The sequence below is a fragment of the Snodgrassella alvi genome (assembly GCF_002777425.1).
Lineage (GTDB): Bacteria > Pseudomonadota > Gammaproteobacteria > Burkholderiales > Neisseriaceae > Snodgrassella > Snodgrassella alvi_B.
In genome coordinates, this window is the sequence record NZ_MDVC01000115.1 from 82,828 (window position 1) to 97,820 (window position 14,993).

10 protein-coding genes are annotated in these 14,993 nt (G+C 43.1%); 5 read left to right on the plus strand and 5 right to left on the minus strand.

Annotated features, from left to right (window positions below; all coding sequences use genetic code 11):
* The first annotated feature begins 8 nt into the window (after positions 1 to 8).
* The 4 genes from BGI33_RS12335 to BGI33_RS12350 all read left to right on the plus strand — a co-directional run bounded on the left by BGI33_RS12335 (position 9) and on the right by BGI33_RS12350 (position 4,263).
* Positions 9 to 704 carry a thiol:disulfide interchange protein DsbA/DsbL gene (locus tag BGI33_RS12335; protein ID WP_100091470.1) on the plus strand — a complete coding sequence of 232 codons (696 nt, stop codon included), beginning with the start codon at positions 9 to 11 and terminating at the stop codon, positions 702 to 704.
* Positions 705 to 812: 108 nt separating this feature from the next.
* The gene (locus BGI33_RS12340) at positions 813 to 1,631 is read left to right on the plus strand and encodes an undecaprenyl-diphosphate phosphatase (RefSeq protein WP_100091471.1); all 819 of its coding nucleotides are present in this window, start codon (positions 813 to 815) and stop codon (positions 1,629 to 1,631) included.
* Positions 1,632 to 1,782: 151 nt separating this feature from the next.
* On the plus strand, positions 1,783 to 2,934 hold the full coding sequence (locus tag BGI33_RS12345; RefSeq protein ID WP_100091472.1) for an ATP phosphoribosyltransferase regulatory subunit: 1,152 nt from the start codon (positions 1,783 to 1,785) through the stop codon (positions 2,932 to 2,934).
* Between the two features lie 36 nt (positions 2,935 to 2,970).
* Positions 2,971 to 4,263 (plus strand): adenylosuccinate synthase, encoded by a 1,293-nt coding sequence (locus BGI33_RS12350; RefSeq protein WP_100091473.1) that lies wholly within the window; start codon positions 2,971 to 2,973, stop codon positions 4,261 to 4,263.
* Between the two features lie 200 nt (positions 4,264 to 4,463).
* On the opposite strand, the gene BGI33_RS12355 is transcribed toward BGI33_RS12350, so the two are convergent.
* Entirely contained in the window at positions 4,464 to 5,606 is a 1,143-nt protein-coding gene (locus BGI33_RS12355) for a D-alanyl-D-alanine carboxypeptidase family protein (RefSeq protein WP_100091474.1), read from the minus strand.
* A gap of 202 nt (positions 5,607 to 5,808) precedes the next feature.
* On the opposite strand from BGI33_RS12355, the gene ilvA reads away from it, so the two are divergent.
* Positions 5,809 to 7,344: a threonine ammonia-lyase, biosynthetic gene (gene ilvA, locus BGI33_RS12360; RefSeq protein ID WP_100091475.1), complete on the plus strand. Its 1,536-nt coding sequence runs from the start codon at positions 5,809 to 5,811 to the stop codon at positions 7,342 to 7,344.
* Between the two features lie 524 nt (positions 7,345 to 7,868).
* Here the strand turns inward: ilvA and BGI33_RS12365 are convergent.
* The 4 genes from BGI33_RS12365 to dnaX all read right to left on the minus strand — a co-directional run bounded on the left by BGI33_RS12365 (position 7,869) and on the right by dnaX (position 14,599).
* Complete coding sequence (locus BGI33_RS12365) at positions 7,869 to 11,132, minus strand: hypothetical protein (RefSeq protein ID WP_100091476.1); 3,264 nt, start codon at positions 11,130 to 11,132, stop codon at positions 7,869 to 7,871.
* A gap of 238 nt (positions 11,133 to 11,370) precedes the next feature.
* A complete protein-coding gene (gene recR, locus BGI33_RS12370; RefSeq protein ID WP_100091477.1) occupies positions 11,371 to 11,976 on the minus strand; it encodes a recombination mediator RecR in 606 nt (201 codons plus the stop codon).
* Positions 11,977 to 12,231: 255 nt separating this feature from the next.
* Positions 12,232 to 12,573 (minus strand): YbaB/EbfC family nucleoid-associated protein, encoded by a 342-nt coding sequence (locus BGI33_RS12375; RefSeq protein WP_100091478.1) that lies wholly within the window; start codon positions 12,571 to 12,573, stop codon positions 12,232 to 12,234.
* A 55-nt stretch (positions 12,574 to 12,628) separates the two neighbouring features.
* Positions 12,629 to 14,599 (minus strand): DNA polymerase III subunit gamma/tau, encoded by a 1,971-nt coding sequence (gene dnaX / locus BGI33_RS12380; protein ID WP_100091563.1) that lies wholly within the window; start codon positions 14,597 to 14,599, stop codon positions 12,629 to 12,631.
* Positions 14,600 to 14,993 lie beyond the last annotated feature (394 nt).

Sequence of the window (14,993 nt, forward strand, 5' to 3'; positions counted from 1 at the left end):
GAATCAACATGCTTAAAAAAATTATTAGAATCATGGCCACCACACTGGCATTTGCCAGTGGTATGGCACAGGCAGCATTAGTTAACGTAGACTACGTCGTACTCGATAAACCCATTCCACAACTGCACAAAAACAAAGTTGAAGTGCTGGAATTTTTCTCCTACAGCTGTATCCACTGTTCACATCTCGAACCATACATGCTCAAGGAAATGAAATCCTTCGCCCCCGATACCTATCTGCGCCCAGTGCACGTAGTGTGGGATGATAATATTTACTACAATCTGGCTCGTGTCGCCGCAGCAGTAAACAGTACCGGAATGAAACTACAGGCAGACCCGCCAATTTTTGATGCCATCTTTAACAAACAAATCGAATTATGGCGGCCTGAGGTATTCAACAAATGGGCAGTACAGCAAACTACATTTGATGGTCAAAAACTTGTCAAAGCCTACAACAGCCTGGAAAACGCTGCCGCAGCCACCAGCATGCGCAAACTGAGTGAAAAATACGACATCCAGTCCACACCAATCGTTATCGTTGGCGGCAAATACCAACTTAAATTTCCGCGAGGATTCGGAGCGGGAATGAAAACACTAAATGAATTAATTGAAAAAGTACGCAATGAAAATAGCACAGGGGCTACAAATACACGTAAACTACCCAAAAGCATAGGTGCCTCACTGGCTGCTTCTGCAAATCGATAGATTTTAATCTACAACTAAAACAATAGTGTGTTTACCCCTAAACACACTATTGTTTTGCTGTTTTGCGTAACAATCATGGCATCAATACACAAAGCACAGTAAATAAAAATGGATATTATCTTATTTCTAAAAGCCCTAATACTGGGCATCGTCGAAGGCCTAACCGAATTTTTGCCTGTTTCCAGTACTGGCCATCTCATTGTCGTTGGTAATCTGCTCAAATTTCAGACCACAGGTGAAGTATTTGACATCACCATTCAGTTGGGTGCAATCCTCGCTATTGTTTTTGAATACAAACATCGCTTTGCTCATATCATTACCCATATCGGCAAAGAGCCTGCCACCAATCGCTTTGTTCTCAATCTGGCCATTGCTTTTATCCCCGCAGCCATCATAGGTTTACTGTTTAATGAACAAATTAAACACTACCTGTTTAATCCCATTACCGTCGCTGCCGCCCTAGTCATCGGCGGCTTACTAATTCTTTGGATTGAAAGACGCCAGAGCCGCATCAAACCCAAAATCAGAAGCGTTGAAGAAATGCGTCCGCGCGATGCCTTAGTAGTGGGACTAGCACAAATTCTGGCTCTAATTCCTGGCACCTCCCGCTCCGGTAGTACCATCATGGGCGGCATGCTGTGGGGTATTGAGCGCAAAACAGCCACAGAATTTTCGTTTTTTCTGGCCGTGCCGGTAATGATTGCCGCCACCGGTTACGACATGCTCAAGCATCTGAGTGAATTTACCCGGGACGATTTACTTTTAATCGCGATTGGCTTTGTAGCAGCATTTCTATCCGCACTCGTAGCCGTTAAAGCATTACTGCGCTTTGTTGCTCACAAAAACTATATTCCTTTCGCTTGGTACCGGATTATATTTGGCGGCATCATTTTGCTTACCTGGGCTACCGGCTGGGTAAAATGGTAATCTAACCATAATTGTCACTGGTATAAAAACGTTAAATTGTGATAAAGTGATGTTTTAACAGACCTCAGGCACAGCATTCACCTGCCTTTTCATGTCCATGTCACACTGTTCCCACAGGCTCAGTGTGGCTTGTATTTTGTGAGGAATCCCAATGCAGTCTTGGCAATTGCCCGCATACATTGCCGACATCCTTCCTTCTGCCGCGCGCCAGCTAGAAAGCGCCAAAGAACAGCTGTTAGCACTTTATCGCGTTCATGGCTACGAACTTGTCAGCCCTCCTCTACTCGAATACAGCCAATCCTTACTTACCCGTATCGATGAAGGCCTGTCTCTAAAAACCATTCGCGTTGTCGACCAGCTCAGCGGTCGTCAGCTTGGCCTGCGTGCAGATATCACCCCACAGGTTGCCCGCATTGACGCTCACCTGCTTTCAGCCAATAGCGGAGTGAATCGCCTGTGCTATGCCGGTTCGGTACTGCATGCACGCCCCGATGGCTTTTTAAGCACACGTGAACCTTTACAGATTGGCGCAGAACTGTATGGCCATGCGGGCATTGAAGCAGACATTGAACTAATTGATTTAATGCTGAAAAGCCTGGCAATCGTCAACGTACCAGAGCCAACCTTGTCATTAGGCCACATAGGAATTTTTCACGCACTGGCCAAAGCGGCCAATCTGGAAGCACAACAGGCTACTACCCTGTTGCAGCTCATGCAGGCTAAAGACGCCGCCGCTGTACAGCAATGTGTACAGCAATGGCAGCTTCCAGAACAATGGATTAATGCATTCGTGGCATTACCCACATTATACGGCACCGAAAAAGTATTGCAGACTGCCATAGCCACATTGCCGGATTTACCGGAAATACACCAGGCATTACAACAACTACAGCAAATCTGCACTGCTTTTGCCAGCCATAATATATTTATTGACCTGAGCGAACTGCGGGTAGACAACTACCATACCGGATTATTGTTTGCCGCCTATAGTGAAGACTGGCCCGATGCATTGGCACGTGGTGGCCGCTATGATGGCTTGGGTAAATATTTTGGCCGCAGCCGCCCTGCGTCCGGTTTCAGTTTTGACTTACGCGATTTAATCGGGCATCTGCCTCCAGTAGAAAAACTGCGCGGCATAAAAGTCAGCGTGCACGATGCCACCGCTGCAAAAAACGAAATAGAGCAACTGCGTTCAGCCGGTGAATGCGTCATCATCGATTACACGCCTGAATGCAACAATGTCAAAGGATGCGATCGCCAACTAGTGTGGCAAAACCAGCAATGGCAACTGATTCCTTTGTAGCAATAATTAACCCTTAGTATGAGCAGGTAAAACCATATGGCAAAAAACGTCGTCGTTGTCGGCACCCAGTGGGGTGATGAAGGCAAAGGTAAAATAGTAGACTGGCTAACTGAGCGTGCCTCCGGCGTGGTACGTTATCAGGGCGGACATAATGCAGGCCATACCCTGGTAGTAAATGACAAAAAAACCGTATTACGACTGATTCCCAGCGGCATTCTGCATACAGGCAAACGTTGTTTTATCGGTTCCGGTGTGGTTGTATCACCAGAAGCCTTACTCAGTGAAATGGCTGAATTACAGCAGGCCGGTATCGATGTAACCAAACAGCTTACCATTGCACCAACCTGTCCACTGATTCTGCCCTACCATATTGCGCTGGATCATGCCCGCGAAGCAGCCAAAGGCGATAAAAAAATCGGGACAACCGGCCGCGGTATTGGCCCGGCCTATGAAGACAAAATTGCCCGGCGCGCAGTACGCGTCATGGATCTGTTCCAGCCGGATGTATTACAGCAGAAAATCAAAGACGCTGTAGCTATCTATAACTGCCAGCTCACCGGCCTGTATGGTCAGCAAGCACTGGATGCCGAACAAATCTATCAGCAAACTCTGGAACTGGCCGAACAGATACGGCCCATGGTTGGTGACGTTTCCCGCGAGCTGAACGACATGAATGCCCGTGGCGAGTCGCTACTGTTTGAAGGTGCACAGGGTACATTCCTTGATATCGATTACGGCACCTACCCCTATGTTACCTCTTCTAACTGTATTGCCGGCGCCGCAGCCGTTGGCTCAGGTGTAGGCCCCACCAAACTCGATTACGTACTAGGCATTGTTAAAGCCTATACTACCCGCGTCGGTTCCGGCCCATTCCCAACCGAACTCTTTGACAGCGTAGGCGAAGGCCTGGCGCAACGTGGTAACGAATTTGGTGCAGTAACCGGGCGCCCGCGTCGCTGCGGCTGGTTTGATGCAGCACTAATGAAACGCTCCATTCAAGTCAATGGCATCTCCGGCTTATGTCTCACCAAACTGGACGTCATGGATGGCATGGATAGCATCAACATCTGTGTAGGCTATGATTACAACGGCGAAAAAACAGATATTCTGCCCTGTGGTTCAGATGCTGTGTCTGCCTGCACCCCCATCTACGAAACCATGCCGGGCTGGCAGGAAAGCACCTACGGTTTAAAATCATATGATGCCTTACCAGATAATGCCAAAGCCTATCTGAAACGCATTGAAGAAATCTGCGGTGCTCCGATTGCCATGATTTCTACCGGTCCAGACCGAGAAGAAACCATTTTGCTGCAACACCCGTATGAATAATTAATGCAAAAAAGAAACCCATCTACAGATGGGTTTCTTTTTAAATAAAACTTATCCAAAACCGTAACATATACCATTTAACCGTTTACCAGCCCAATCCATATCACTGACAAGCTGAATCAGTCACAGTAACCAAAATCAGCAAGCACTAGCCCAGCCGGAAATATCAACCTGCTTACTGCCTGCATCGCAAAGTATCATCAGCTAAAAAGGCCGCGCCACCACAAAGACACACCATCCAGCCAGCGGCTAAACCAACCAGCTTCACCCACGTCATCCAAGGCCACCACTTCCTGCTGCGCCACTACCTGCTTACCAAGCAGCAATTTCAACGTACCCATACTTTGCCCTTTACGCACCGGCGCTACCACCGGCTGCACCGCTTCCAGTTCCATTGATAACTGCTTTGCCCCACCAGATGGCAAAGTAACATACGCATCACGCAAAAAACCCACAGCTACCTTACCATGCGCCCCCTTATAAACAGCAATATCTGCCACCTTGTGGTTGGCAGGATACACTCTGGCTGTATTAAAAGAAGTCAGCGCCCAGCTCAATAACTTACTGCCTTCTGCCGCTCTGGCCTCACTGCTATCCGCACCTACCAGTACCGCAATAACTCTGCGCTCATTGCGCTTACTGCTCACCGCCAGATTGTAACCGCCATTGATCGTATAACCCACAGCCAGCCCATCCACCTTATCATCCCGGAACAATAGCAAATTACGGTTTAACTGAGTAATCCCATTATAGGAAAATGATTTTTTAGCAAACCAACTTTGATATTGAGGAAAATCACGCACCAATGCCTGTGCCACCAGCAACAAATCACCCACACTGCTATATTGCCCTTCTGCCGGCAAGCCCGTGCAATTAACAAAGTGGGTATTTTCCAGCCCCATTTTCTGTGCTTCCGCATTCATACGCCGTACAAACGCCTTCTCTCCCCCGCTAACTGCTTCAGCCAACGTAATCGCTGCATCATTGGCAGAAACAACCAGCATCCCCTGCACCACCGTTTCAGCATTTACCGGCACACCCTGCTGTAAAAACATGCGGCTACCATCAGTGTGCCAGCCAGCAGTTGAAATCTTCAACGGTTGCTGCGCTTTCAACTTACCACTCTGTAAAGCATCAAAAACCAGATAAGCGGTCATCAGCTTTGTCAGAGCTGCCGGCTCTATCCGCGCATCCTTATCTCTACTGGCCAGAATCATGCCGCTTTGCTCATCAGCCACCGCATATGCAGCTGCATTGATTTCAGGCAAACTCACCGCCTGCGCTAATGGCAGAACACCCATCAGCAAAGCCGTATAGAGCCAACGAAAAACAATTCTCATCATATCTACTATCTAATTTAAATCCGGATTAACCCATATCAAGCACATTCTGTACCCATCATTATAAACAGTTGCCTACCCATAATAGGCCATATTGGCAAATTTACTTGCATAAAAAAAACAGCCGCGTTATCGTTAATTTTGGATTAAATAAGTTAAACAGATAATCTGTATAATAAAATCAGCCATTCCCTCACTACATACCATGAACAATCACGCAAATTACCTTACCCGCATTCTTACCGCCGCTGTTTACGATGTGGCTATTGAAACTCCTCTGGATTATGCTGCCAATCTGTCCGACCGCCTGAACAACCACATCTGGCTGAAAAGAGAAGACCTGCAACCCGTATTCTCCTTTAAAATCCGTGGTGCCTATAACAAAATGGCCAAACTGCAAAGCAGTGCCCTGAAAAAAGGCGTGATTACCGCGTCTGCTGGCAATCATGCTCAAGGAGTAGCACTTTCAGCACAAAAATTAGGTTGTGAAGCTACCATCGTCATGCCCCAAACCACACCACAAATCAAAATAGACGCCGTCAAAAAACGCGGTGGCAAAGTAGTACTGGCGGGAGAATCCTACAACGATGCCTACAACCATGCCATGCAACTCGTTGCCCAAAGCGGCCTAACCTACATTCCGCCCTTTGATGACCCAGACGTAATTGCAGGCCAGGGTACCATCGGCATGGAAATACTGCGGCAGCACCCCAAACCAATAGACGCCGTTTTTGTGGCTATCGGCGGTGGTGGCCTCGCCGCCGGCATAGCAGCCTATATAAAAAACGTACGCCCTGAAATCAAAGTTATCGGTGTAGAAACCGAAGACGCCTGCGCCATGAAACAATCCATTGCTGCGGGCAAGCGTATAGAATTGAAAGAAGTCGGCCTATTTGCCGATGGCACCGCCGTTAAACTGGTGGGTGAAGAAACGTTTGCCCTGTGCCGTGATCTGCTTGACGACATCATCGTAGTAGACACCGATAGCATCTGTGCCGCCATAAAAGATATATTCGATAATACCCGCAGCATAACCGAAACTTCCGGCGCACTGGCACTGGCCGGCCTGAAAGCCTATATTGGCCGTAATCAGTGCCAGCATCAAAACCTGATAGCAGTAACCAGTGGCGCAAACATGAATTTTCACCAGCTACGCCACGTATCTGAGCGCTGTGAACTATCAGAAGGCCACGAAGGCATCTTTGCCGTTACCATTCCAGAAAAGCCGGGCAGTTTCCGCCATTTTATCGATTTGATTGGCAACAGAAGCATTACCGAATTTAACTATCGCTATGGCGACGACCACAAAGCCCATATCTTTGTCGGCATTCAGAGTAATGACACCGCCGACTTACAGCACATTGCACAAGAACTAAACAGCAATGGCCTACCCACGCTGGATTTAACCCATAATGAAATGGCCAAACTGCACATTCGCTATATGGTAGGCGGACGCACCAGCAAAGTAGCCAACGAGCATCTGATAAGCTTTGAATTCCCCGAACGGCCGGGCGCATTAAGACGCTTTTTGCTTCACATGCAATCAGACTGGAACATCACCCTGTTTCACTATCGCAATCATGGCGCCGATTTCGGCCGTGTACTGGTGGGATTGGACATTCCCCCGGCAGATACAGAAAAATTCCAGATTTTTCTGGATAATGTTGGCTACACCTATCAGGAACAGACCCACAATGCTGCTTATCACCTATTTCTGGGCGCGCCAGCAGATAAAAATTGATATTTTTATCTGAATTGTTTATGAGTAATACCATAACTGATTACCCCAATAACCGGTTTATTAACTAATAGTTGAAAAACCGGTTAGCACCATCAACAATTTGTAGACTCAATAAACGAATATCATATTATTTATAGTATTAATTACCAAACATATACTTCACTAATGATCTGGTATAAAAACATCAACTCCTCATAAAACTTAAGCCGTGGAAGACCATCTATTATTCCTGATTTAAATCATCAATACCCACAACCATAAACACCAATTGTAACTTTCAGACGCGACTAAAACATTTAGGAAAGCCACAGCCTAGATGCTTGCCAGTGATGCTTAGTACCGACATAATCATTAAAGCATCCTGTAATTTGGGTTGATATTCATAAGAACAGCTTACGGCAAAGTTCTTTGACAGGAATACCGGCTTGATGTTCAGTCATCTTTTTCATGTTTAAATCCTCTTTGGGTTAATGGAGAGAATTTTCTACTGTTGGGCGGTACTATTTTAGGGAATAGTCACAGTACTACTTTAGGGGGGAGTTATGTATCAATTCTAACAATGGGATATCAGCAACATCATTAGGAATAAAGGGATCATCTTCATCCAAATCCACACCAATACGATCAACATCATTTAAGCCAATTTCCCATGCCCATCTAACATCTAACGCATTCATTTCTATACCTAAGCTATCTTTTCGTGGGAAATCAGTAGTAATACTCTTTAACATTGCATCACATCCAAGATAGAATTTTCCGCAGGAATGGTAAGCTGCAAGAAATCTGTCTAGATTGACATTGTTATTGGGAGTTATTTTATTAATTCGACTGATCATTGTCATTCTTTTGGTCATTGGGGCATTCTTCATATTCTCAGATATCAGTACCCTATAATGAGCTGGATTTTTAACTGAAATACCTTTAACAATACATACACGTAATCTGGATTTACTATTTAATAAGCCTACTGATGATATAAGGTCTTTAAAAATATCTTCACCTACACTAGCATCTTTAAACAATAAATATAACCCCGGGTAACATGATTTGAATTGAACGAAACCCACCCCTTGCCAGAACGTTCTATCCCATAAACGAGGTTTAATTAAATTTTGTATGTAATAATCTTTATGTGTTATATTTTGTGTACTAAATTTCTCTTCCGATGTTCTCTCTCTTCCAAAAATTGGATCACTACCCCCATTCATCTCCAATACTTTAGGAAATTCATTATCCCAAGATTTGTTTCTTAGCAGAGGATAAGTTCTCTTTTCAACACTAGTGGAATAAATTTTCTTAATTTGTTGGTCGATATCATTTCCTAGAACATTTTCAATGGCTTTGACACAAGCACCAAAGTTAATTGCTCTTTCAAATGCTGCATCTTCAAAGATCATCTTTTGAATGTATTCTGTATTTTTTATAAGAAACAACTCAGGGAGAAGATCAAATACCAAATTTTTAAATTCGTTTATAATTTTTTGTTGATCATCGATTTTAAAGAGACTTTTGTCGAAACCAGCACAGTTAATTGTAAGATTTAGCTTTCCACCATCACTATTTATCTCGTGTGATAATGATAAATCATCTTCATCTTCTGCTACTATTTCAATAACTAAGAATGCTTCTTTAAGATGAATGTTATCAACTGCACAAGTTGCAAAAGCACCTTCTAAAAGTGCTAAGACATTAGCTGAAAACTCTGTAAATGGTGAACGGTTTGGAAAGCTAATTTCTATTTTGCATCCAAAAATAAAAGATTTATATAGTCCTCGTTTCTGTTGATATCCAATTATGCATTCACTGTTGAATCCAGTATCAAAATCACGAACCTTTTGTAAAAAATCATCTTGCTCATGATTGGCTGTAGTCCCGTATTCACGTTCAAAATCTTCAATATAACCTAACGAGTATTTAAGGCAACCAGATGATACAAATAACCTTAACTTATCAAGTTCGTCGGGTACGTTAATTTGATGCTCTAACTCTTTCAGATCAGCGTTTAAAATAAGTTTGCTTATATAAAAGTCAATTTGCTGATTTTCTTCCTCGCCAAATGAGTTATCACTAATATTTTGGTTAATAATCAAAAACAATTCATACCATAAAAGAGCATGTGCTAATTTTCCAAGTTTAATTTCTATAAGGCATAAATGGTAATAAGTATTAGCCTGCTTTAGTGAAATCTCATCATATTTCCAATAGTTATCAGTAATCAAAGAAGCTGATAGTAGTAAGCAAGAACGTGAAATCCATAGTAATCCAATAGATTCGTAAGCATAAGCTATAGCTTTTAATGATAAGATTAACTTATCACGTGATTCTTCTTTATATAGCGGGATAAGAGATTTTCCTAGATGCTTTATTGCTTCATAGAAGTGGCCATTTTGGACTTTCTTTATGCCCCTTCTTAGATTTAATAACGCTCCTTTAACATCACCATCTCTTAGAGCAGATTGTTCTGTCAGGTAGTCTAATAATTTCTCATACGCATCAACGTCAAAAAAAATATCGCTCAGCTCATTCAAAAGATGAAAGCTTTTTTCAAAGGGGTAGCCAATTAAATTCTCACTTTTTTTAATAATATTATATAACTCTTCAAAAACAGGAGAAATATCTTCTATGTTTGAAAAGGTTGTCATATTATAAATGGCTTTATAAGTTTGAGCTGTAAGCGAATTACTGGGCCGCGATTCATCCTTTGCTATTTCATCTAATTTGTATAACATATTGCGCTCAATACTCTCAATATCGATTGTAGATATTGCAGCATTGTTAAGTTTTATATAACTTTTATGGACTGTAACTAAGTTTAAAATTTTCTCCCATTTTGAAGAGTTAGTCGATGATGCTATACAGTTATAGGCTAATTGAAGATTTTCTTCAAATATATTAAAATCTTCCATCCAAAAAAGGGACTTCCAAGCATAATGATAATATGCATCCAATAATTGCTGGTTTGTCCCAAATTTTGTTGAAATTTTTATAGCTCTTTCAAATAAACCTTGTGTTTCAATTAATGGTTTCTCAAGCTCAGCACTCAATTCTGCAATTTCTAAAAAAACATCCACTTGCTCATATGAAATTTCAGACGGGTTTACGTTATCTCGGATATACTCAGTTAGTTCATCATATTTCTTTTGTTTTCTATAATCATTCTCACCAAAAATAATCTCTCGTTTATATTGTGTTGGAATTGATAATGTTTCAATAGTCAATTCTTCAAAATGATTTTTGTAAATCTGATCTAGTAGCCAATTACTATCTAGTACACGAACGTCGATTCCTGTTTGTGTTTGTAGTTCATCTTCAACTTCCGAGCGAATATTAGATTTGGCAGATTGATTCGTAATACAGAATATCTTTGTATAACCACGTCCTGTTTCTTTTATTTTAAATACATCTTCACGGCATTTTTTCTTCCAGTCCTTACGTGTACTTACAGCAAAGGCCCAGCGCTCTTTATTTGATGCTTCATTAATCCCTTCGAACCAAAGAAGTTTACTCTGTTCTGAAACAGGAAAGGTTTGTGTATCGGTTTTACCATCGCCTCCAGCAACAGGACCTGTCTGTTCAAGAAGATTAGGACAAATGATTTTTTCACATATTTTTTTCGCAAAATCTTCGAATTGTAATTCTTGATTTCGTGTACTTAACGTTGAAAGGAAGTGTTCAAGTACAACTCTATCTAAAGAGCCAGTTTCTCGAATCGATGAGTCAGAAAATTTTTCAGGACGACGGCGTTTAAGGAATTCTTTGAATGAGAATTTGACATCCTGTACATTCATTATTGTTTTACTCCATTGGTTACCGTATCAAACCCTTATGTTTACCAGCTTTAGATATCATTTATACAACTTTTTAGAGTAAAACACTATAGGATATTATGTTGAAGCAAACTGACTTCATATGACATCTCAAGTTAAAATAACAAAAATAAATGTCTGTGGAAGTCTTAATTTTCACAATTTATTACTTACTCATAGTTTTATTGTTTGAAAAGGTGTTACCCCATTCCATTGGAATTTATTTAATGTTGCGCCGCTCATATACAGCTTGCGCTAAGGTACCGGCATCTACATATTCCAGCTCGCCGCCTAGAGGCATACCCTGCGCCAGTCGAGTGATTTTGGCCGGAAAATCCGCTAGTAACTGAGACAGAACATAAGCTGTTGCATTGCCGTCTGCGGTGAAACTGGTAGCAATGATGATTTCATCTACTTCATGTTCCTGTAGGCGAGTAATCAGCTTATCCAGAGCAATCGCCTTTAAATCTGCTCCCTGCGCTGGACTAACCTGCCCCATTAGCACAAAATACAGGCCATCATGGCAGTTGGCAGCCTCCATACTAGCCACATCCACCGGCATATGCACAATCATCAGCCGTTTAGGATCGCGCTGCTCGTCGGCACAGATATCACACAATTCACCTTCACAAAAAGTGTTACACAAACGACAATGGTGTACCTGCAATAGAGCCGCCTGAATAGCTGCTACCAGTTCTTCAGCTCCGGCACGTTTATGCTGTAACAATTCATAGGCCATGCGCTGCGCTGTTTTGGGACCAACATTCGGCAACACCTTCAATGCGTTTGTTAAACGACTCAATGCATCAGTTGATTTAGGGCTCATTCCGTTACTCATTAATAAATTGGCTGCTGATTCAATATCTCAGCAAACCGGCAACAAGCGTAATTAACAACATAAAATTTTATTTTATTATTGCAACCAGAAATTTAGCTCTAGTTATTAAAAGAAATTTATTCATGATAGCCAGTTTCCAAACTGGCCTGCTGTGCTGGCAGTAAGAATTAACTATTGGGAAATAGCACCGCTTTATTTTTAAGGAGAATAATCTTTAGTAGATTATTCTCCTATTACAGTGAATTATTTAAAAAAGTCACCCATGCCTGCCGGCAGATTCATACCCTGAGTAAATTGTCCCATCCGTTCGGAAGAAGTTGCTTCTGCTTTACGCACAGCATCATTCACTGCAGCAGCAATCAAATCTTCCAGCATCTCTTTGTCATCAGCAGCATCTGCTAACAGACTGTCATCAATATGAATACGTTTCACGCCATAATGACAGTTCATGGTTACCTTAACCATTCCGGCACCAGATTCACCGTCCACTTCTACATTAGCCAATTCTGCCTGCGCCTTTTTCATGCGTTCCTGCATTTGCTGCGCCTGCTTCATCAAACCACCCAAACCTGCTTTTCCAAACATGATAACTTCCTTATACTTCAAATTTAAAGGGAAAAAATTAAACAAAATATTGCAATTATTCTTTATCCAAACGTAAGCTTTCTGGCACCCAGCTTGCATTAAATGTTTCCATCAGCATCTGTACTGCGGGCTGCGCCTCCAAGATAGATTGAGCCTGTTGCTGTTCTTCAGCATGTAATCGCTGCTGGCGCATTTGCGGAGTCTCTAACGCACTCTGCTCCTGCCAGCTACAGGTATGCAACTGAATCGGGCAGCCATAAACTTCAGACAAGGTTTCTGCCAGCCGAGTCAGCAACTCGCGATTAGCTGTCGGTTCGCCCTGCTCTGCCAGCGCAATGGTTAAATCGCCACTATTTTCATCATAATCAGCAATTGCTGTATGTTGGCTAAACAACTGCACAGCCCCCAGCCGGTGCGCCAGCAAAGTTAAAATTTCCGGCCAATTTTCTGCTGTTAACGGTGGGAAATTATCTTTTGCCGTGGTTATTTCTGTAGTATCAGCCTGTGCCGGTATCAAGGTATCATTATGCTGTTTGGCTGATACCTGCTTATGCTCGCCCGTTTCTTTTGTATCTATCAATTCCGGTGCAACAAAGCCGCTATCAGATGCATAAGGAATATCTTCTGCACTAATTTCCCATGGCGGCGGTAGTTCATCATCGGCCATAGCAGACTGGGAAGAACCCATAATTGATGGCGATACATTTTCTGGTATGCTACTAACAGCTACAGCCGGTATTGGTTCACTAACTGTTTCCAATTCTGCCAGTGCTGGTGCCGTATCTGTCTGAGGTACTGCCGCAGACTGCGATACTGAAGTCGAAGCAGGCTCAGCTTGCTCAATAACAGGAGGTGTCACTACTGCCTGATGATTTGTCACCGGTGCATTTTGCAATTGTGTTCCGTCAATCTGCCCATGCAGGCGCTGCGTATTCATTGCTGCCAGTGGTGCAAAGGCCAGCATCCGCAGCAATGTCATCACAAAACCGGCCTTTTCATCTGGAGCCAAAGGTAAATCCGCTTTACCGCGTAAGGCACATTGATAATACAGTTGAATTTGTTCACCGGAAAACAGACTGGCAAAGCGGGTTAAAGCCGCATATTCGGGTTCATCTTTGCCAATCGCCGTAGGCACGGATTGCAATATAGTTAAACGTTGCAATAACAACGCCAGCTCAGTTAGTGCACTGTCAAAACCCACCGCACAACTGGCCATCTCCTCAGCTTTAGATAATAAAGCCTGTCCATCACGTGCTGCCAGAGCCTCCAGTAATGCATACAGATAGCTTTTATCCACTGCACCAATCATATTGCGTACATCAGATTCAGCGACCTTGCCTGAACCAATGGCAATCGCCTGATCAAGCAGACTAAGTGCATCGCGCATTGAACCGGCAGCAGCACGGCCTAACAGCAGCAGTGCGGCGTCTTCATAAGCAATCTTCTCCTGCTGCAATACATAAACCAGATGGTCATGTACTTGAGTGCTATTCAGATTACGCAGTACAAGCTGAAGACAGCGGCTTAAAACCGTAATCGGCACTTTTTGCGGGTCTGTTGTCGCTAAAATGAATTTAACATGCTCCGGTGGCTCTTCCAGCGTTTTAAGCATGGCATTAAAAGCACTTTTCGACAACATATGCACTTCGTCGATGATATAGACTTTGTAACGCCCCATCGTTGGCGCATATTGCGCGTTTTCCAGCACCTCGCGAATGTTATCAATCCCGGTATTAGAGGCCGCATCGATTTCCAGTACATCTACAAAACGGCCGGCATCAATCTGACGGCAGGTATCGCACTGATTGCACGGTTCACCATGTTCAGCATGCAAACAGTTCAGGCTTTTGGCCAGAATACGGGCAATTGTGGTTTTGCCTACCCCTCGCGTTCCTGTGAGCATATAAGCATGATGCAAACGTCCCTTATCAAGCGCATTTATCAATGCCTTGACCACATGCTCCTGCCCCACCAAATCGGCAAACTTTTTCGGTCGCCATTTACGAGCCAATACTTGATAAGTCATAACCATCCACAACTGCCAGCCACAGCAAAATTCAAACTCATTAATTTAAACTTCGTCCGGCAAAAATTCCAAACAAGCACCACATTGTAACCAAAAACCGGTGGCAATGGTTAGGATAAAAGACATGAATGAAGCGCTGCAAACCAGAAGAAACAACCCGAAACAGGTTTTATTAATAAGGACTGAAAGGTAAAATTCAACCTGAATCAGCAAAACGCCTTTAGCCATCGTTGTCGCAAGCTTGTGCCTGTCTCAAAATAGTTGTTCAGTTAATATTTACTATTAAACCGAACAGCCTGAATAACAGGAAACTGTTCTTTAAGCACTACACATCACTACTTAGTAAGAAAAACAAAACAGTACAGCACACAGCCCTACACTGGCTAACATTATC